Here is a 20,466-nt window from a genome sequence, read left to right as displayed (position 1 = left end):
ACCACGGTGCCGCGGCCCGAGATCGAGAACACGTCTTCGACCGGCATCAGGAAGGCCTGGTCGATCGGGCGTTCCGGCTGCGGGATGTAGGCGTCGACCGAAGCCATCAGCTCGAGGATCTTCTCTTCGCCGATGTTGGCGTCGCGGTTTTCCACGGCGGCCAGGGCCGAACCCTTGGTGATCGGAATGTCGTCGCCCGGGAACTGGTAGGACGACAGCAGCTCACGAACTTCCATTTCGACGAGCTCGAGCAGCTCTTCGTCGTCGACCATGTCGACCTTGTTCATGAACACGACCAGGGCCGGCACGCCGACCTGACGGGCCAGCAGGATGTGCTCGCGGGTCTGCGGCATCGGGCCGTCGGCGGCCGACACGACCAGGATCGCGCCGTCCATCTGGGCAGCGCCCGTGATCATGTTCTTCACGTAGTCGGCGTGGCCGGGGCAGTCGACGTGAGCGTAGTGACGGTTGGCCGTCTCGTACTCGACGTGAGCCGTGTTGATCGTGATGCCGCGGGCCTTTTCTTCCGGCGCAGCGTCGATGTCGGCGTAGTTCTTGGCGGTCGCGCCGCCCGACTTCGCCAGCGTAATCGTGATCGCGGCCGTCAGCGTCGTCTTGCCATGGTCAACGTGACCGATGGTGCCGATGTTGCAGTGCGGCTTATTACGTTCGAACTTTTCCTTGGCCATTTTCTTAGCTCCAGGACCCCAGAGGGGCCTTTGGTTGAACTTCTGGGGTTTGGCGGGCGGATCCGAAGACCCGCCCTACTCTTCCGCTAAACGCTTCGTCCGGAGACGAAAAGCTTAGGCGTACTTCTTGATCACTTCGTCGGCGACGTGTTGCGGCACCGGATCGTAGTGGTCGTAGACCATGCTGAACTGGGCGCGGCCTTGCGACATGCCGCGCAGGGTGTTCACGTAGCCGAACATGTTGGCCAGCGGGACGAAGGCGTTCACGACGGTGGCGTTACCGCGCATGTCCTGACCCTGGATCATGCCGCGACGGCTGTTCAGGTCGCCGATGACCGAACCCAGGTACTCTTCCGGGGTCACGACCTCGACCTTCATGATCGGCTCGAGCAGCTTCGGAGCGCCCTTTTCGCGCAGCTCCTTGAAGGCGGCGCGCGAGGCGATTTCGAAGGCCAGGACCGACGAGTCGACGTCGTGGAACTTGCCGTCGGTCAGGGTCGCCTTGAAGTCGATCAGCGGGAAGCCGGCCAGCAGGCCGTTGTCCTTGACCGATTCCAGGCCCTTCTGGACGCCCGGGATGTATTCCTTCGGCACAGCGCCGCCGACGATCGAGTTTTCGAACACGAAGCCCGAACCCGGCTCGCCCGGTTCGAAGGTGATCATGACGCGGGCGAACTGGCCCGTACCACCGGTCTGCTTCTTGTGCGTGTAGTCGATGTCGACCTTGCGGCCCAGCGATTCACGATAGGCGACCTGCGGCGCGCCGATGTTGGCTTCGACCTTGTAGGTGCGCTTCAGGATGTCGATCTTGATGTCGAGGTGCAGCTCGCCCATGCCCTTCAGGATCGTCTGGCCCGACTCGAAGTCGGTCGAGACGGTGAAGGACGGATCTTCGGCGGCCAGCTTCTGCAGGGCGACGCCCAGCTTTTCCTGGTCGGCCTTCGACTTGGGCTCGACGGCGATCTCGATGACCGGGGCCGGGAATTCCATGCGCTCCAGGATCACCGGCGACTTCAGCGGATCGCACAGGGTGTCGCCCGTGCGGGTTTCCTTGAGGCCGGCCAGGGCGACGATGTCGCCGGCGTAGGCTTCCTTGATGTCTTCGCGGTTGTTGGAGTGCATGAGCAGCATGCGGCCGACCCGCTCGCGCTTGTCGCGCGTCGAGTTCAGCAGGCTCATGCCGGTTTCCATCTTGCCCGAGTAGAGGCGGCAGAAGGTCAGCGAACCAACGAAGGGGTCGTCCATGATCTTGAACGCCAGAACCGACAGCGGCTCTTCGTCCGAGGCCTTGCGAACGATCTCTTCTTCGGTCTTGAAGTCGATGCCCTTGGTCGGCGGGATGTCGACCGGCGACGGCAGGTAGTCGACGACGGCGTCGAGCAGGGGCTGGACGCCCTTGTTCTTGAAGGCCGAGCCGCAGAGGATCGGGTAGAAGGCGCCGGTCAGCACGGCCTTGCGGATGCACTTCTTGATGGTTTCTTCCGAGGGCTCTTCGCCGCCCAGATAGGCTTCCATCGCGTCATCGTCGAGCTCGACGGCGTTCTCGACCAGGTAGGCGCGCGCTTCCACGGCCTTGTCCAGCAGGTCGGCCGGAATCTCTTCGTCGCGATAGGTCGCGCCCAGACCGTCGTTGTCCCAGACCACGGCCTTCATGCGGACCAGGTCCACGAGGCCCTTCAGGTTCGATTCCGAACCGATCGGGAACTGGATCGGCACGGCCTTGGCGCCGAGGCGGTCGCGGATCGACTCGACCGACTTGTCGAAGTCGGCGCCGATCTTGTCCATCTTGTTGACGAACACGATCCGCGGAACCTTATACTTGTCGGCCTGGCGCCAGACGGTTTCGGTCTGCGGCTCGACGCCGGCGTTGCCGTCCAGCACCGTCACGGCGCCGTCGAGGACGCGCAGGCTGCGTTCGACTTCGATGGTGAAGTCGACGTGCCCGGGGGTGTCGATGATGTTGAGGCGCTTGTCGTTCCAGAAAGCGGTCGTCGCGGCCGACGTGATGGTGATGCCGCGCTCTTGCTCCTGCTCCATCCAGTCCATGGTCGCGGCGCCGTCGTGGACTTCGCCGATCTTGTGGGACTTACCGGTGTAATACAGGATCCGCTCGGTCGTCGTCGTCTTGCCCGCGTCGATGTGGGCCATGATGCCGAAGTTGCGGTAGTCTTCGATTTTATGCGTGCGGGGCATAGCGATCGCTCTGCGAAACGGGGCGGCCCTGACGGACACGACCGGGATTTAAACGTGCGGCGCGGGCGGTTTATCGCAAACCGCCCGCGCCTGAAAGGGTGCTGGTAAGAAAGCTTACCAGCGGTAGTGCGAGAAGGCCCGGTTGGCTTCAGCCATCTTGTGGGTGTCTTCGCGCTTCTTCACGGCGGTGCCGCGGTTGTTCGAAGCGTCGAGCAGCTCACCAGCCAGCTTTTCGGTCATGGTGTTTTCACCGCGCTTGCGAGCGGCGGTCACCAGCCAACGGATGGCCAGGGCGCGGCGACGGTCCGGACGGACCTCAACCGGCACTTGGTACGTGGCGCCGCCGACGCGGCGCGAACGGACTTCGATCGCCGGGGCGACGTTGTCCAGGGCGGAGTGGAAGGTTTCAAGCGGACCTTGGTCCTTGCGCTTGGCTTCCAGGATATCGAAGGCGCCGTAGATGATGTTTTCGGCGACGGCTTTTTTGCCTTCGTACATCACGTAGTTCATGAACTTCGTGACAACCAGATCCCCAAACTTGGGGTCCGGCAGGACTTGACGCTTCTCGGCGCGACGGCGGCGGGACATTCTTCTTCTTCCTTACTTCGGACGCTTGGCGCCGTAGAGCGAACGACGCTGCTTACGATCCTTGACACCTTGGGTGTCGAGGACGCCGCGCAGGATGTGATAGCGGACGCCGGGCAAGTCCTTGACGCGGCCGCCGCGGATGAGCACCACCGAGTGCTCCTGCAGGTTGTGGCCTTCGCCCGGGATGTAGCACACGGCTTCGATGCCGGTGGTCAGACGGACCTTGGCGACCTTACGCAGAGCCGAGTTCGGCTTCTTCGGGGTCGTCGTGTAGACGCGGGTGCAGACGCCGCGACGTTGGGGGCAGCCCTTCAGGGCGGGCACCTTGTTCCGGACCGGCTTCGGAGAGCGCGGCTTGCGGATGAGCTGGTTGACGGTAGGCATTAAGTCTCTGCTCTGATGGAAGCGTGTGCCTTTCGGCCGAGGCGCTTCAGGGTCCTTGTTGTTCTTCTTTCCGGCTTCAAGGCTCCGGTTGGAGACCCGATAAACACGAAACTCGCCGGGACGCGGAAAGCGTTCCGGCGGGCCTGCCGTCGGTTAAGGGACGGACGCTCATCAGGACGGGCGCAAGACCCACCTCGAAAAGAGCGCGGAACCTACTCGCGAAGGGGCTCCACGTCAATCGTCGCCTTCTGCGTCGGTTAATGGGACGTTTACTCGTCCCGCGAGACGGTCACGCTTTCGCCATGAGCGATCGCCAGCCTGGGCTCGCAACCTTCCCTTGTCGTCGAGTCCCTCGTGGTCGAAGCCGCCGCGCGATCCATAACCCTTCTGCTGGATCGCCCCGTCGAAGCCAAGCCCGACAAGCGGTTCTGGGCCGTGGCGGGCGGATCGGCGGCCGTGCACCTGGCGGTGCTGGCCTGGCTGGCCCTGCCCGCGCGGGAGGTGTTTCCCGACCAGGACACGGTGTCGACCGTGACCATCGACCTGATGACGGACACGCCGCGCGAGACCCCGCGGGAAGCGGCGAACGCCGCCCCGGCGGCGGCGGCCAGCCCCCTGCCGATTCCACGCGAGGCCCGGCGACCGGCGCCGACGGGAATCGCCCCCTCCCCGTTCGTGGCCTCCCCCTCGGCTGGGCGACGCGACCGCGGCGCCTCGGACCATCCCGCGCCCCTGCCCGCCGCCCAGCCCGGCGGCGACCTGAAGGCGGCCCTGCGCGGCAGCGGCACCGGCTGCGCCAACGACCGGGCCGTGGGCCTCAACCGGCGCGAACGCGAGCGCTGCGACGAGCGCTGGGGCGAGGCCGCCCGCAAGGCGCCGGAATACGCAGCCCCCATCGAAGCCGGAAAGCGCCGCGACTTCGACATCCAGTCGCTGCGGCAGGAGGCCGCCCGCGCCTATCGCGACGCGCCCATGGGCCCCGGCGTCGACCACCGGAGTCGTGACGGCCCCGGCCGGGGCAAGGACATTCCGATGGTCGGCGGCCTGGAGCAGGACGGCCTGGGCCGCCAGCGAGACGCCACGCAGCAGAAGCTGCGCCTGCTTGAGATGCAGCAGAAGAAGAAGGACTAGCGCGGATCGACATTCATCGAGGGTCGCCCCCAATCCGTTCTTCCCCGCGAAGGCGGGGACCCAAGCGGAGGTTGCGGGTCGCTCTCGGCCGCGCCGTCTACCGAAATTCAGCTTGGATCCCCGCCTTCGCGGGGAAACTCGGTGAGAAACGACCAAAGCTGCTGGATGTCGATCCAGCGCCGGTCAACCACGCACACTTGGGCCCCGGCGCGCTCCCCGCCCTTCTCTACCGCGTCACGGGCAGGCGCCGGGCCAGGAACTGCTCGGTCGCTTCCAGCATGCGAGTGCGCGAGGCCGAGTTGGTCAGGTAGTGGTCGTCCTTCTCCAGCGCGAGGGTCTCGACCGGCCGGCCGGCCGCCTGCAAGGCGTCGCGCATGCGTTCGGACTGGGCCGGCAGCACGGTGGTGTCGCGTTCGCCCCAGACCAGCAGCACCGGCGGCGTGGCCTTGCCGACCTGCCGGGCCGGCGAGATCGAGGTCAGGGCGGTCGGATCGCCGGCGGTCGAGCCCATGACCTGGCGCCAGTAGCGGAACGAGTCGGAGTCCTTGCCGTAGGCGGTGACCGTCTCGCCCAGGGCCTGCGGCAGGTCCGAGACGCCGTTCACCGAGACCGCGCAGCGATAGGCCTCCGGGTGGAGGGTCGCGCCGGCCAGGGCCGAATAGCCGCCGAAGCTGGCGCCGACGATGCAGACGCGGGCCGGGTCGACCACGCCCTCGGCCGCCAGGCTGGCGATCCCGTCCAGCAGGTCGGTCTGGATCTTGCCGCCCCATTCGCGCTCGCCGGCCTTCTCGAAGGCGTCGCCGAAGCCGGAGGAGCCGCGGAACTGGGGCTGCAGCACGGCGTAGCCACGGGTGGCCAGGAACTGGGCCCACCAGTCGAAGTCGAAGCCGTCACGGGTGGCGGGCCCGCCGTGCGGCATGACGATCAGCGGCAGCTTGCCGCCCGCGGCCGGCGCGCCGGGCGGCAGGGTCAGGTAGGCGGGGATCTCCAGGCCGTCGCGCGCCTTGTAGGTCAGCCAGCGGGTCTGGCCCAGGGCCTGGTCCTTGAGCTCGGGATACTCCTCGCCCAGCGGCGATATCTCCTTGCGGGTCTTGTCGAAGAGATACCAGGTCGCCGGCGCCGACGGCGAGGTCATGCGGGCGACGAAGCGCGTGCGATCCTTCGACCAGCCGGTGAGCAGCACGTCGCGTCCCTTGAAGGCCCGCGACAGCGCGCCGTGCACGCTCGCCAGCTGCGGATCGAGCCATTCGTACACCGGACGCTCGCCACCCGAGACGATGGCTGCCGGCGTGGTCAGGTGAGCGTCGCGCAGCAGGCCCACGTCCTGGTTGGTCACCGACTTGCCGACCAGCTCCGGCTCGCCCCCGGCCAGGCGGATGCGAACCACCTGGGAGACACCGTCGGCGCCCTTGCGGACCATGAACGCCGCGTCCTCGGCGTCGGAATAGCCCAGATAGCTGTCGTCGCGGTCGGCGCTGGCCAGCGGCCGCCACTGCTTCTGGCCCTTGGCGCGGGCGTAGATGCTGACCTTGTGGCTGATGATGTCCTCGTCGATGCGCACACGGGCCTCGCCGTCGGCGTCGACGCTCCAGCGCTTGGTGTCGGGCGTGCCGCGCTCGGCGACATTGCCGCGCCCCTTGGCCACGTCCACGCGCCACAGGGTCCAGACCAGCGGATTGAGCACGCCCTTGCGGACCAGGCGGGTGCCCAGGTTGCCCTCGCCGTTGTCGACCACCTGGTCCAGCCCCAGCACCAGGGCCTTGGGCTTGTCGCCGTCGACCACGCCCAGCACCGGCTGGCTCAGCGCGTAGGCCGACGGGTTGTCGCCCTCGAGCAGGGTCGAGACCACCTTGCCCTTGTTGTCGACGACGACGTTGCGCTCGAAGCGGTAGGCGTTGCGCGGACCCGTGCTCTGCCAGTAGGCCGCGCGGACCAGCAGGTAGTTCTCGCCGACCCAGCGCACGTCCATGGTCTGGACGTCGCCCAGGGACAGCTGCACCTCGCCTGGCTTGTCGATGGTGGCGAAGCGGACGGTGCGCGCCGCCGGCGCGCCCCCGAGGATGGCCAGTTGGTCCCCGGCCGACGACATGGCGACATCCTGCACCCCCGGCAACCGGCCGAAGGCCGAGGCCGGCGGCGGCGGCGGCGGCGGCGACTGGGCCCGCGCCCCCTGGAAGGCGACAAGCGACAGCACGGCCGCAACACCGATTTTAGAAAGCACACTCGCCCCCGAGAACACGCGTCAAGCGACACTTCGCCAGCCGCACACACTCAAGGCGATACCGCCCGGGCGCGTCAAGCCCAAGGCCGAGCTTGAAGTCAGCCCGCGCGGCGCAGCGTCGAAGAAGACACCTGCGAGGTGCGGAAGCGCGCCACCATGCCCGACAGCTCGTCGGCGGCCGTGACCAGGTTGCGGCTGTCGCCGGCCGAGCGGCTGATCAGGGCCGCGTTGCGCTGGGCGCCCTGGTCCATCTGGTTCACCGCGGTGTTGACCTGCGACAGGCCCACGGACTGCTCCTGGGCGCCGGCCGCGATCTGGCTGACGATGCCGTCGATGGCCTCGACCTGGGCGACGATCTTCTGCAGGGCCTCGCCCGTGCGGCCGACCAGCTTCACGCCGGCTTCGACCTGGCGGGCGCTGTCGGCGATGTGGACCTTGATCTCCTTGGCGGCCTCGGCCGAGCGCTGGGCCAGGGCGCGGACTTCCTGGGCCACGACCGCGAAGCCCTTGCCGGCGTCGCCGGCGCGAGCCGCCTCGACGCCCGCGTTCAGGGCCAGGAGGTTGGTCTGGAAGGCGATCTCGTCGATCACGCCAACGATCTGGCCCACCTGGTGCGACGAGGCCTCGACCCCGCCGATGGCGGCGATGGTGTCCTCGACGACCGTGCGCGAACGGCCGGCCTCGGTCTGGGCCTCGCGAACGGCCATGTGGGCCCCGCGAGCGCCCTCGGCGGTGCGGCGGACGGTGACGGTGATCTCTTCCAGGGCTGCGGCCGTCTCTTCCAAGCTGGCGGCCTGCTGTTCGGTGCGGTCGGAGATGTCGGACGAGGCGTCAGCGATGCTGCCGGCGCCGGCGTTGAGGGCGCCGACGGCGTCGACCACCGAGCTCATCGCCGCTTCCAGGCGTTCGACGGCCTGGTTGAAGTCGCTGCGCAGGCCCTCGTAGTCGTGGGCGAAAGGCTGGTCGAGGCGGACCGTCAGGTCGCCGTCCGACAGGCGGCCCAGCCCCCGGGCCAGGCTTTCGACCACCTGGTTCTGCTCGCGGGCCGAGCGGGCGTCGCGGGCCTGGGCGGCGGCGCGGTCGGCCTCGGCCTGGTCACGGTCGCTGGCGGCGTCGGCCTCGATGCGGCGCTTGGCTTCGGCGTCGTCGCGGAAGGCGTGGACGGCGTCGGCCATCAGGCCGATGTCGTCGCGGCGGCCGGCGAACGGCAGGGCGACGTTCAGGTCGCCCTTCATCAGCCGGGCCATGGCCTCGCGCAGGGTCTTCAGCGGCGACAGCTGGCGGCGGACCGTCAGCACCGAGGCCACGCCCCCGGCCATGCCCAGCAGCACGCCGGCCACGCCCAGCCAGGCCAGCTGGCGATAGACGGGTCCGAAATAGATGTCCTTGGGCACGCCGACGAACATCACGCCGATCACCTGGCCCGAAGCGTCCTTGATCGGGTCGTAGGCCACGAAGTAGTCGCGCTTGAGGATCTTGGTCTCGCCGCGATAGGCCTCGCCGCGACCGAGCACGGCGTCGTAGACCGGGCCCTGGGCCAGGCTGGTGCCGACGGCGCGCGAGCCGTCCGGCTTCTCGACATTGGTGCTGATGCGCTTGTCGCCCGCGAACACAGTGGCAACGCCGCCGGCCAGGGCCTTGACGCGATCGACGCCGGCCAGGTCGCCGTTCAGCACGTGGTCGCCGACCAGCAGCTGGTCGCCCTCGCGGCGGAAGTTCTGGCCCTGCCGTCCGATGACGTCCCAGGCCACGCGCATGCTGGTTTCCTGCTGGGCCACGGCCTGGCGCTTGGCGAAGCCGAGCGAGCTCCAGGCGACCACGGCGAGCAGCCCGGCCAGGAGGACGGCGAAGGCGGCGGCGATGGTCAGGCTGACCTTGGTGGAGATGTCCGAGCGCATGGAGTCCGGGGCGAGAGGAAGGAATTTGCACTCCTTTTCACCCCGCCCGGCTGAAATTTCATTTAACGCGCTGAAATAACGAGAGTCTTTTTACAATTCGTCACATTTCCACCGAAGGTTGCCTAATCTAGGCGGCAGGCTTCGGCGTCTTGGCGGGCCGGGTGATCTTGCCGTTGCAGGCCAGCTTCCAGGCTTCCCAGTAGGCGGTGTCCAGGTGGGCGCAGCCGGCCTTGTTGTAGGCGACCTCGGCGTCGTACCAGTCGACGTTCTGTTCACCCAGATACTTGAGCACCAGCGCCCGGCACTGCGGCCTGGCCTTGGGCGACAGGGCGTCCTTCTCTCGGACCACGTGATAGGCCTCTTCGTTCTTGGCCCTGGTGGCGACAAAGCCCGTCCAGCGATCGCCCGGCATGGCCGCGTCGAGACAGACGAACCGCCCCTGCCCTTCGACGTCGCTGACCAGAGGATCGCGAAACAGCACCTCTCGGGGCTCCGGGAACGTGGCGGAGATGATCGAGAACACCTCGTCGACCGCCACCTTCTCGGCGCCCGTGAAGCCATCCGAGGGCTTCGGGTCCGGCGGGATCTCCGGCGCGCAGGCGGCCAGGCACAGAACGGCCGCGACCGCCGCCATCGAGATGCTGCGAAGCATGGACGTCCCCCGACATCCGGCCGCCCCGGGCGACCGCGCAAAACAAAAGAGCGGCCGGGTTTCCCCGACCGCTCCTTGTCTAGCACAACCCTTGAGGCTGTCTTCGGCCGATTGCTCGGCGTCCGCCCCGGACGCCTGACGGCATCCAGGTTTCCGGGTGGTCTCGGACGCCTATTCGGCGTCCGCCCTGGATGCCTGGTGGCATCCAGGTTTCCGAGTGGTCTCGGACGCCTATTCGGCGTCCGCCCTGGATGCCTGACGGCATCCAGGTTTCCGGGTGGTCTCGGACGCCTATTCGGCGTCCGAGAGCGCGATCTCGGCCGGCAGCGGCTCCATCGCTTCTTCGCGCTGCTGGGCCAGTTGCTCGTCGCGCTTGGCGGCGACGCGCTGCAGGCTGCGCAGGTAGGAACCCGTACCAGCGGGGATCAGACGACCCACGATGACGTTTTCCTTCAGGCCTTCCAGGGTGTCGGTCTTGCCGTGCACCGAGGCTTCGGTCAGGACGCGGGTCGTTTCCTGGAACGACGCGGCCGAGATGAAGCTCTTGGTTTGCAGCGAGGCCTTGGTGATGCCGAGCAGCACCGGCTGGGTCACAGCCGGACGGCCGCCGCGGGCGATCGCCTTGTCCTGTTCCTTGTCGAAGTCCGGCTTATCAAGGTGATCGCCCTTGATGAGGCCGGTGTCGCCGGGCTCGAGGATCTCGACCTTCTGCAGCATCTGACGAACGATCGTCTCGATGTGCTTGTCGTTGATCGGCACGCCCTGCAGACGATAGACTTCCTGGATCTCGTCGACGAGGAAGTTGGCCAGGGCCTCGACGCCCAGGATGCGCAGGATGTCGTGCGGATCCGGGTTGCCGTCGATGATGTATTCGCCGCGCGTGATGTAGTCGCCATCATGCACCGCGATGTGCTTGCCCTTCGGGATCAGGAACTCGACCGCTTCGGGCTGGTTGCCGTCGGCATCGACGTCCGGAGTGATCTTGATCCGGCGCTTGTTCTTGTAATCCTTGCCGAATTCGACACGGCCGTCCATTTCCGCGATGACCGCGCAGTCCTTCGGACGGCGGGCTTCGAAGAGTTCGGCGACGCGCGGCAGACCACCGGTGATGTCCCGGGTCTTGGCGCCTTCGGTCGGGATACGGGCGATGACCTCACCCGGCTTCACTTCGTCGCCGTCGGCCACCGAGAGAATGGCGCCGACCGACAGGAGGTAGCGAGCCTCGCCGCCGTTCGACAGGCGCTTGTACGAGCCGTCCTCGGCCAGCACGCCCATGGCCGGACGCAGGTCCGAACCGCGGGCCGACGCACGCCAGTCGGCGATGACGCGCTGGGCGATGCCCGTCGCTTCGTCGACTTCCTCGCGGACCGAGAAGCCGTCCACCAGGTCCTCGGCGCGGATGCGGCCGCCGACTTCGGTGATGATCGGCGTGGTGTAGGGGTCCCAGTCGGCCAGACGCTGGCCGCGCTTCACGGTGTCGCCGTCCTTGATCTTCAGGCGAGCGCCGTACGGCGGCTTGTAGTTCTCGCGTTCCTTGCCGTCGACCAGCACGCTCACCGAGGTGTTGCGGCTCATCACGACCAGGGCGCCGTCGGAAGCCACCACGGTGGCGCCGCTGACGCGCGCGACACCGTCGTTGCTGCTTTCGAAGAACGACTGCTCGGCCACCTGGGCGGTGCCGCCGATGTGGAACGTACGCATGGTCAGCTGCGTGCCCGGCTCACCGATCGACTGGGCGGCGATGACGCCGACAGCTTCACCGATGTTCACCGGGGTGCCGCGGGCCAAGTCGCGGCCGTAGCAGGCGCCGCAGACGCCGATCTTGGCTTCGCAGGTCAGGACCGAGCGGACCTTCACCGACTGGACGGCCGCCGCCTCGATGGCGTCGGCGATGTTCTCGTCGATATAGGTGTCGGCCGGAACCACCAGCTCGCCGGTGCTCGGGTTCTTGATGTCCTCGGCCGAGAAGCGGCCCAGGACCCGCAGGCCCAGCGAGACCAGCACGTCGCCGCCTTCGACCACGGCGTGAAGGGTGATGCCCTTCGTGGTGCCGCAGTCTTCCTCGACGATGATGCAGTCCTGCGCGACGTCGACCAGACGACGGGTCAGGTAACCCGAGTTGGCGGTCTTCAGCGCGGTGTCGGCCAGACCCTTACGGGCGCCGTGGGTGGAGTTGAAGTATTCCTGAACGGTCAGGCCTTCCTTGAAGTTCGAGACGATCGGGGTCTCGATGATTTCACCGGAGGGCTTGGCCATCAGGCCGCGCATGCCGCCCAGCTGCTTCATCTGGGCTTGCGAACCACGGGCGCCGGAGTGGGCCATCATGTAGATGGCGTTGATTTCCTTCTCGCGGCCGTTCTCGTCCTTATGCTTCGTCTGAAGCTCGGCCATCATCTCGTCGGCGACGCGATCGGTGGCCTTGGCCCAGGCGTCAACGACCTTGTTATACTTCTCACCCTTGGTGATCAGGCCGTCGGCGTACTGCTGTTCATATTCCTCGGCCAGGGCGCGCGTCTCGGCGACGATCGCTTCCTTGCGCTTCGGAATGATGATGTCGTCCTTGCCGAACGAGATGCCGGCCTTGGCGGCTTCCTTGAAGCCCAGGCCCATGACCTGGTCGGCGAAGATCACCGTCGCCTTCTGACCGCAGTGGCGGTAGACGATGTCGATGAGGTTGCCGATTTCCTTCTTGGTCAGCGCCTTCTCGATCAGTCGGTGACCGATCGCGGGGTGGCGCGGCAGCAGGGCGGCGATCTTCATGCGGCCCGGCGTGGTGTCGATCACGCGGCGGCGAGCCACGCCATCGGCGTCCACTTCCGTGAAGCGCGACTTGATCTTGGCGTGCAGCGACACGACGCCGGCGTCCATGGCCGCTTCGATTTCGCCGAGATCCGCGAAGATCTTGCCTTCGCCCGGCTCACCTTCGCGAGCGACCGACAGGTAGTAGAGGCCCAGGACGATGTCCTGCGACGGCACGATGATCGGACGACCGTTGGCGGGCGACAGGATGTTGTTGGTCGACATCATCAGGACGCGCGCTTCCAGCTGGGCCTCGAGGCTCAGCGGGACGTGCACGGCCATCTGGTCGCCGTCGAAGTCGGCGTTGAACGCGGCGCAGACCAGCGGGTGCAGCTGGATGGCCTTGCCCTCGATCAGCTTCGGCTCGAACGCCTGGATGCCCAGACGGTGCAGGGTCGGGGCGCGGTTCAGCAGGACCGGGTGCTCGCGGATCACCTCTTCGAGGATGTCCCACACCTGGGGCTGCTCGCGCTCGACCATGCGCTTGGACTGCTTGACGGTGCCCGACAGGCCCTTGGCGTCCAGGCGCGCGTAGATGAACGGCTTGAACAGCTCCAGAGCCATCTTCTTGGGCAGGCCGCACTCGTGCAGCTTCAGGTCCGGACCCACGACGATGACCGAACGACCCGAGTAGTCGACGCGCTTGCCGAGCAGGTTCTGACGGAAGCGGCCTTGCTTGCCCTTCAGCATGTCGGCCAGCGACTTCAGCGGGCGCTTGTTGGCGCCCGTGATGACGCGACCGCGACGGCCGTTGTCGAACAGGGCGTCGACCGACTCCTGCAGCATCCGCTTTTCGTTGCGGATGATGATGTCGGGCGCGCGCAGTTCGATCAGGCGCTTGAGGCGGTTGTTACGGTTGATGACCCGGCGATAGAGGTCGTTCAGGTCCGAGGTCGCGAAGCGGCCGCCGTCCAGCGGCACCAGCGGACGCAGTTCCGGCGGGATGACCGGAACGACGGTCAGCACCATCCACTCGGGACGGTTGCCCGACTCCTGGAAGGCTTCCAGGATCTTCAGGCGCTTGCTGAACTTCTTCTGCTTCATGTCCGACACGGTGCCGGCCAGTTCCTCGCGCAGACGCTCGGCCTCTTTTTCGAGGTCGATGGCCTTCAGCAGGTTCTGGACGGCCTCGGCGCCGATCTCGGCGGTGAAGCTGTCGTCGCCGTACTCGTCCTGAGCGCGGATGTAGTCGTCTTCGCTCAGCAGCTGGTGCTGCTTCAGCGGGGTCAGGCCCGGCTCGGTGACGATGTAGTATTCGAAGTAAAGAACGCGCTCGATGTCCTTCAGCGGCATGTCGAGCATCATGGCGATGCGCGAGGGCAGCGACTTCAGGAACCAGATGTGGGCGACCGGCGAGGCCAGCTCGATGTGGCCCATGCGCTCACGGCGAACGCGGGCGAGGGTGACTTCCACGCCGCACTTTTCGCAGATGATGCCCTTGTATTTCATGCGCTTATACTTGCCGCACAGGCATTCGTAGTCCTTGGTCGGGCCAAAGATACGGGCGCAGAACAGGCCGTCACGCTCGGGCTTGAACGTGCGGTAGTTGATGGTCTCGGGCTTCTTGATCTCGCCGAACGACCACGAACGGATCTTTTCCGGCGAAGCGAGCGAGATGCGGATCTGGTCGAAGGTCGGCGTGGCCTGGACCGGATTGAAGATGTTCAGGACTTCCTGGTTCATCTTGGTTCCTTCTGCGGGACTACCCGCGAAAATTCAAAGTGGAGAAGAGGCTGAAAGGGGCCCCTCCCCTGCCCTTCAGGCAGAGGAGGGAGATCCGGATCAGCTGTTCTCCAGCTCGACGTTCAGGCCGAGCGAGCGCATTTCCTTGACCAGCACGTTGAAGCTTTCCGGGATACCGGCTTCGAACGTGTCGTCGCCGCGGACGATCGACTCGTAGACCTTGGTCCGGCCGGCCACGTCGTCCGACTTCACCGTCAGCATTTCCTGCAGGGTGTAGGCGGCGCCGTAGGCTTCCAGAGCCCACACTTCCATTTCCCCGAAGCGCTGACCGCCGAACTGGGCCTTGCCGCCCAGCGGCTGCTGGGTGACCAGCGAGTACGGACCGATCGAACGGGCGTGGATCTTGTCGTCGACCAGGTGGTGCAGCTTCAGCATGTAGATGTAGCCGACCGTGACCGGGCGCTTGAACTGCTCGCCGGTGGTGCCGTCGAACAGGATCGACTGACCCGAACGGTTCACGCCGGCCATCTCGAGGTGGTCCTCGATGTCTTCCATGCGCGCGCCGTCGAAGACGGGGGTGGCGATCGGGATGCCCTTGCCGAGGTTCTTGGCCAGTTCGACCAGGTCTTCCTCGGTGTCCGGCAGCTCTTCGTCCGGGCCGTAGACGTCACGCAGACGCTGGACCAGGGCTTCCTTCTGGCCGCCGTGCTGCCAGTCCTCGAGCAGACCGGTGATCTGCTTGCCGAGGTTGGCGCAGGCCCAGCCCAGGTGGGTTTCGAAGATCTGACCGACGTTCATGCGCGAAGGCACGCCCAGCGGGTTCAGCACGAGGTCCACGTGGGTGCCGTCGGCGAGGAACGGCATGTCCTCGATCGGCAGGATGCGCGAGATGACGCCCTTGTTGCCGTGACGGCCGGCCATCTTGTCGCCCGGCTGAAGCTTGCGCTTCACGGCCACGAAGACCTTGACCATCTTCATGACGCCCGGGGGCAGTTCGTCGCCGCGCTGCAGCTTGTCGACCTTGTCTTCGAAACGACGGTCGAGGCGCTTGCGGTTCTCGTCGAACAGACGGCGGAGCGACTCCAGTTCGCCCATCGCCTTCTCGTCTTCGAGAGCGATCTGCCACCACAGGCCCGAAGCCACGCCGGCCAGGCCTTCGGCGGTGATTTCACCGCGCTGCAGGCCCTTGGGACCCGACAGGGCGACCTTGCCGATCAGCAGGTCCTTCAGGCGACCCGAGATGTTGCGGTTCAGGATCGCGAACTCGTCGTCGCGGTCCTTGCCCAGACGATCGATTTCCGAACGTTCGATGGCCAGGGCGCGCTCGTCCTTGTCGACGCCGTGACGGTTGAAGACGCGCACGTCGACGATCGTGCCGGCGACGCCCGGGGGCAGGCGCAGGCTGGTGTCGCGGACGTCCGAAGCCTTCTCGCCGAAGATGGCGCGCAGCAGCTTCTCTTCCGGGGTCATCGGGCTTTCGCCCTTCGGCGTGACCTTGCCGACCAGGATGTCGCCCGGCTGGACTTCGGCGCCGATCGCCACGATGCCGGCTTCGTCGAGGTTGCGCAGGGCTTCCTCGCCGACGTTCGGGATGTCGCGGGTGATTTCTTCCGGACCAAGCTTCGTGTCGCGGGCCATGACTTCGAATTCCTCGATGTGGATCGAGGTGAAGACGTCGTCACGGACGATGCGTTCGGAGATCAGGATGGAGTCTTCGAAGTTGTAGCCGTTCCAGGGCATGAACGCGACGAGCGCGTTGCGGCCCAGGGCCAGTTCGCCCAGCTCCGTCGACGGACCGTCGGCGATGATGTCGCCGGCGCTGATCTTGTCGCCCACCTTCACCAGCGGGCGCTGGTTGATGCAGGTCGACTGGTTCGAGCGCTGGAACTTCGACATCCGGTAGATGTCGACGCCCGAGCGGGCCGGATCGGTCTCTTCGGTGGCGCGCACGACGATACGGGTGCCGTCGATCTGCTCGACGACGCCGGTGCGCTTGGCGATGACCACGGCGCCGGAGTCACGAGCGACGACCGCTTCCATGCCGGTGCCGACCAGCGGGGCGTCGGACTGCACCAGCGGCACGGCCTGACGTTGCATGTTCGAACCCATGAGGGCGCGGTTGGCGTCATCGTTTTCGAGGAACGGGATCAGGGCGGCGGCCACCGACACGACCTGGCGCGGCGACACGTCCATCAGGTCCACCGTCTCCTTTTGCAGGAGGGTCGGTTCGCCGTTGATGCGGCCCGGAACCAGCTCTTCCAGGATCTCGCCTTCGACCACCTTGATGTTCGACTGGGCGATGACGTGCTTGGATTCCTCCATCGCCGACATGTAGACGACTTCGTCCTGCGGCTTGCCGTCCTTCACGCGACGGTACGGGCTCTCGATGAAGCCGTACTTGTTCACGCGGGCGTGGGTCGCGAGGCTGTTGATCAGACCGATGTTCGGGCCTTCCGGCGTTTCAATCGGGCAGATGCGGCCGTAGTGGGTCGGGTGAACGTCGCGGACTTCGAAGCCGGCGCGCTCACGGGTCAGACCGCCCGGGCCGAGGGCCGAGAGACGACGCTTGTGGGTGATTTCCGACAGCGGGTTCGTCTGGTCCATGAACTGCGAGAGTTGCGAAGAACCAAAGAACTCGCGGACGGCGGCGGCGGCCGGCTTGGCGTTGATCAGGTCGTGCGGCATGACGGTGTCGATATCGACCGACGACATGCGTTCCTTGATGGCGCGCTCCATGCGGAGCAGGCCGACGCGGTATTGGTTTTCCAGCAGTTCGCCGACCGAACGCACCCGGCGGTTGCCCAGGTTGTCGATGTCGTCGATTTCGCCGCGGCCGTCGCGCAGGCCGACCAGCAGCTTCAGCACGGCCAGGACGTCTTCCTTGCGCAGGACGCGGACTTCGTCCGAGACTTCCTGCTCAAGGCGCATGTTCATCTTCACGCGGCCCACCGACGACAGGTCGTAGCGCTCGGCGTCGAAGAACAGCGACTTGAACATGGCCTCGGCGGCTTCCACCGTCGGCGGCTCGCCCGGACGCATGACGCGGTAGATGTCGAACAGCGCGTCTTCGCGGACGGCGTTCTTGTCCACGCGCAGGGTGTTGCGCATGTAGGCGCCGACCGTCACGTGGTCGATGTCGAGCACGTCGATGGTGTCGAAGCCTTGGTCGGCCAGGGCCTGGATCGTGGTGACGTCCAGCTCGTCGCCGGCTTCGGCGTAGATTTCGCCGGTCTCGAAGTTGACGGCGTCACGGGCCAGGTAGCGGCCGGTCAGGGCTTCCGGACCAAGCAGCAGGGTCTTCAGACCGCCGTCGGCCAGCTTCTTGGCGTTGCGGGCGCTGATCTTCTGGCCAGCCGGAGCGACCTCTTCGCCGGTGTCGGCGTCGATCAGGGCGACTTCCGGCTTCACGCCGCGCCAGCGCTCGGGCTTGTACGGGGTGGCCCAGCCGCCCGAACGCTTCTCGAACGGGACGACGTCGTAGAACGTGGTCAGGATCTCTTCGCCGTCCATGCCCAGGGCATAGAGGAAGGTCGTGGCCGGCAGCTTACGGCGACGGTCGATACGGACGTAGACGATGTCCTTGGCGTCGAATTCGAAGTCGAGCCACGAGCCGCGGTACGGGATCACGCGGGCGGCGAACAGCAGCTTGCCCGAGGCGTGGGTCTTGCCCTTGTCGTGGTCGAAGAACACGCCCGGCGAGCGGTGCATCTGCGAGACGATGACGCGCTCGGTGCCGTTGACGATGAAGGTGCCCTTGTCGGTCATGAGCGGGATGTCGCCCATGTAGACGTCCTGCTCCTTGATGTCCTTGACCGAGCGGGCGCCGGTTTCTTCTTCGGTTTCGAAGACGATCAGGCGCAGCTTGACCTTCAGCGGCGCGGCGAAGGTCATGTCGCGCTGGATGCATTCCTCGACGTCGTACTTGGGCTCTTCGAACTCGTACGACACGTATTCGAGCACGGCGCGCTCGTTGAAGTCCTTGATCGGGAACACCGACTTGAAGACCGCCTCGACGCCCTCGTCGCGACGCTGGCCCGGACGGACCTCGCGCTGCAGGAACTGTTCGTAGGAGGAGCGCTGAACCTCGATGAGGTTCGGCATCTGCACAGCCTCGGGAATGCGGCCGAACGACTTCCGGATCCGCTTCTTGCCGGTGAAGGATTGCGCCATGTTTTTTCCCTGCGGCGCGGACGGAATCCGCGCGTGAATTCGAATGCCTCGGCGTCCACCCTCGCCGCTCCCCTTGCCGGAGAGCGTCGGACGCTGGAATTCCCCTGACTGGCGACCGGGACCGGAAGCCTGTCGGGCGCCCCTTCGCGCGGATCGGAGGGCGGCTGATCGCGCCTCGGGGCGTTGAAGAGCGGACGTGCGTGGACGCACTCCGCCGAAATGTCTTCGTGAACGGGCCGATATAGGGGATCGAAGCGAGGATGAAAAGGGGGAAACAGCGACCAATTTCACGGCGAGGTTTCGTTCAACCCGGCGACGCTTCCTCCTCGCCAAGGCCCGCCGATGACCGCCGCGCTCAAGACCCGCCCCGCCGAGCGGCCCCTGTCGCCCCTGCACCGCATCGCCGCACGGCTGGACGAGGTTCCCGCCGCCGCCCGCAAGCGGCTGGTCGCGGCCGGGGACGCGCTGGCGGACGGCGACTTCGCCCGCGCGGAGTCGCTGGCCGCGGCCGCCTTGCCCGAGGGCGGCGGCCTGGCCCTGCGCCTGATCGGCCTGGTGCGCGAGCGGGCCGGCGCCCTGCCCCAGGCCTTCGAGGCCTTGCGCGAGGCGCACCTAAGAGCGCCCGCCGATCCCGACGGCGTGCGCGACCTGGCGCGGCTGGCCCGGCGCATGGGCCAGCCGGCCCTCGCCGCCGATCTGCTGGCCCGCGTGCGCGCCGTCGCCCCCGGCGACCTGGCCGACGCCCAGGACCTGGCGGCCGTGCTGCGCGACCTCGACCGCTGCGACGAAGCCCTGGCGATCGTCCGCGAGGCCATGGTGAGATCGCCGCAGGCCCCGCACCTGTGGAGCCTGCTCGGCTCGATCGCCGCGCAGAAAGGCGACGACGCCGACGCCCGCGTGTTCCACGACGAGGCCCTGCGCCTGGCGCCGCGCGACGTGCCGATCCTGGCCAACGCGGCGCTGGCCCGCCTCGATGTCGGCGACGCGGCGGCCGCCAAGGACGCCTGCGACGCCGCCCTGGCCGCCGTGCCGACCCCGCCCCAGGCCGCCGCCGTGCGGCTGGCCCGCGCCACCGCCCGCCTGTGCCTGGGCGACCTCGGCGGCTGGGAGGACTACGCCGCCCGCCTGGCGCCCGAGCGGCGCGAGGCCATGACCTTCGACCTCACCGCCCCGCGCTGGACGCCCGCCGCGCCCTTGGCGGGCCTGCATCTGCTGCTCGTCGGCGAACAGGGCCTGGGCGACGAGGTGATGCTTGGCTCGATGATCGGCGACGTGCTGGCCGCGCTGGGACCTTCGGAGCGCCTGACGCTGGCGGTGGAGCCGCGTCTCGTCCCGCTGTTCGCCCGGGCCTGGCCGGCCGCGCGGGTGGTCGGCCACGCCACGACCAGCCTCGCCGGCCGCCTGCGCCGCACGGTTCCCGACGTCGGGCCGGTCCAGGCCTGGGCGCCGCTGGGCGACCTGCTGCCGCTGCTGCGCGGGACGCCGGAGAGCTTCGCCGGCGCGAAAGCCTTCCTCGAGCCGGATCCGGATCGCGTCGCCTATTGGCGGGACTGGCTGGAAAGCCTGGGACCGGGCCGCAAGATCGGCATCATCTGGCGCAGCGGCCTGATGGCCGGCCTGCGCTCGCGCCGTTTCGCCCCGTTCGAGGCCTGGGAGCCGGTGCTGGCCACGCGGGGCGCGGTGTTCGTGAACCTGCAGTATGGCGACGCCGAGCCCGACCTCGCCCGCGCTGGGGCGCAGGGCCTGACGATCCACCGCCCGCCGAACCTCGACCTGATGCAGGACCTGGAAGGCGTCGCCGCCCTTTGCCGCGCGCTCGACCTCGTCGTCGGCCCGCCGACCGCCACCACCAACCTCGCCGCCGCGCTTGGGGCCGACACCTGGATCGTCTCGGCCAACCCGAACTGGCCGGCGCTGGGGACGGGTGGTTACCCCTGGTACCCGGCGGTCAGGGCGTTCCAGCCGGATGGGACGGCTTGGGAGGCGCGGCTGAAGGGCGTGGCGCGAGCGCTGACGGAGCGCGTCGCGCCTTAAGCTCCCCTCCCCCATCGAGGGGGA

Annotated in this window: 11 protein-coding genes; 2 read left to right on the top strand and 9 right to left on the bottom strand. The window is 67.2% G+C overall.

All coding sequences use genetic code 11. The annotated features are described in order from the left end of the window. From ACODR1_RS10770 to rpsL, 4 genes are all read right to left on the bottom strand, one after another. A partial coding sequence (locus tag ACODR1_RS10770) for a GTP-binding protein (RefSeq protein WP_488880431.1) occupies positions 1-689 on the bottom strand: 689 nt, incomplete at its 3' end. Positions 690-803: 114 nt separating this feature from the next. Continuing rightward, the gene (fusA, locus tag ACODR1_RS10765) at positions 804-2,882 is read right to left on the bottom strand and encodes an elongation factor G (protein ID WP_101719589.1); all 2,079 of its coding nucleotides are present in this window, start codon (positions 2,880-2,882) and stop codon (positions 804-806) included. A 114-nt stretch (positions 2,883-2,996) separates the two neighbouring features. Further along, entirely contained in the window at positions 2,997-3,470 is a 474-nt protein-coding gene (gene rpsG / locus ACODR1_RS10760) for a 30S ribosomal protein S7 (protein WP_004624018.1), read from the bottom strand. 12 nt (positions 3,471-3,482) lie between these two features. Next, complete coding sequence (rpsL, locus tag ACODR1_RS10755) at positions 3,483-3,854, bottom strand: 30S ribosomal protein S12 (RefSeq protein WP_058350131.1); 372 nt, start codon at positions 3,852-3,854, stop codon at positions 3,483-3,485. Positions 3,855-4,208: 354 nt separating this feature from the next. Here rpsL and ACODR1_RS10750 point away from each other — a divergent pair, with 354 nt between their 5' ends. After that, a complete protein-coding gene (locus ACODR1_RS10750; RefSeq protein WP_488880430.1) occupies positions 4,209-4,985 on the top strand; it encodes a hypothetical protein in 777 nt (258 codons plus the stop codon). Between the two features lie 226 nt (positions 4,986-5,211). Here the strand turns inward: ACODR1_RS10750 and ACODR1_RS10745 are convergent, their stop codons facing one another. The 5 genes from ACODR1_RS10745 to rpoB form a co-directional block, all read right to left on the bottom strand. Next, positions 5,212-7,206: an alpha/beta hydrolase family protein gene (locus ACODR1_RS10745; protein WP_488880429.1), complete on the bottom strand. Its 1,995-nt coding sequence runs from the start codon at positions 7,204-7,206 to the stop codon at positions 5,212-5,214. A 98-nt stretch (positions 7,207-7,304) separates the two neighbouring features. Next, positions 7,305-9,104, bottom strand: coding sequence for a methyl-accepting chemotaxis protein (locus ACODR1_RS10740; RefSeq protein ID WP_488880428.1), 1,800 nt, complete (start codon positions 9,102-9,104; stop codon positions 7,305-7,307). A 127-nt stretch (positions 9,105-9,231) separates the two neighbouring features. Beyond that, positions 9,232-9,756: a hypothetical protein gene (locus ACODR1_RS10735; RefSeq protein ID WP_488880427.1), complete on the bottom strand. Its 525-nt coding sequence runs from the start codon at positions 9,754-9,756 to the stop codon at positions 9,232-9,234. 291 nt (positions 9,757-10,047) lie between these two features. Next, positions 10,048-14,238 carry a DNA-directed RNA polymerase subunit beta' gene (gene rpoC / locus ACODR1_RS10730; RefSeq protein WP_488880426.1) on the bottom strand — a complete coding sequence of 1,397 codons (4,191 nt, stop codon included), beginning with the start codon at positions 14,236-14,238 and terminating at the stop codon, positions 10,048-10,050. A 99-nt stretch (positions 14,239-14,337) separates the two neighbouring features. After that, positions 14,338-18,408 carry a DNA-directed RNA polymerase subunit beta gene (gene rpoB, locus ACODR1_RS10725; protein ID WP_488880425.1) on the bottom strand — a complete coding sequence of 1,357 codons (4,071 nt, stop codon included), beginning with the start codon at positions 18,406-18,408 and terminating at the stop codon, positions 14,338-14,340. A gap of 342 nt (positions 18,409-18,750) precedes the next feature. Between rpoB and ACODR1_RS10720 the strand changes: the two genes are divergently transcribed. Further along, the gene (locus ACODR1_RS10720; RefSeq protein ID WP_488880424.1) at positions 18,751-20,442 is read left to right on the top strand and encodes a glycosyltransferase family protein; all 1,692 of its coding nucleotides are present in this window, start codon (positions 18,751-18,753) and stop codon (positions 20,440-20,442) included. Positions 20,443-20,466 lie beyond the last annotated feature (24 nt).

This window comes from Caulobacter sp. FG7 (assembly GCF_057808875.1).
The sequence above is the reverse complement of the archived record's forward strand: the minus strand, read 5'-3'. Positions and strand labels throughout refer to the sequence as shown.

What these genes read in the sequence shown, in the direction of transcription:
- fusA (WP_101719589.1), bottom strand. Translation starts at nt 2,882, where the DNA reads ATGCCCCGCACGCATAAAATCGAAGACTACCGCAACTTCGGCATCATG.
- rpsG (WP_004624018.1), bottom strand. Translation starts at nt 3,470, where the DNA reads ATGTCCCGCCGCCGTCGCGCCGAGAAGCGTCAAGTCCTGCCGGACCCC.
- rpsL (WP_058350131.1), bottom strand. Translation starts at nt 3,854, where the DNA reads ATGCCTACCGTCAACCAGCTCATCCGCAAGCCGCGCTCTCCGAAGCCG.
- ACODR1_RS10740 (WP_488880428.1), bottom strand. Translation starts at nt 9,104, where the DNA reads ATGCGCTCGGACATCTCCACCAAGGTCAGCCTGACCATCGCCGCCGCC.
- ACODR1_RS10735 (WP_488880427.1), bottom strand. Translation starts at nt 9,756, where the DNA reads ATGCTTCGCAGCATCTCGATGGCGGCGGTCGCGGCCGTTCTGTGCCTG.
- rpoC (WP_488880426.1), bottom strand. Translation starts at nt 14,238, where the DNA reads ATGAACCAGGAAGTCCTGAACATCTTCAATCCGGTCCAGGCCACGCCG.
- rpoB (WP_488880425.1), bottom strand. Translation starts at nt 18,408, where the DNA reads ATGGCGCAATCCTTCACCGGCAAGAAGCGGATCCGGAAGTCGTTCGGC.
- ACODR1_RS10720 (WP_488880424.1), top strand. Translation starts at nt 18,751, where the DNA reads ATGACCGCCGCGCTCAAGACCCGCCCCGCCGAGCGGCCCCTGTCGCCC.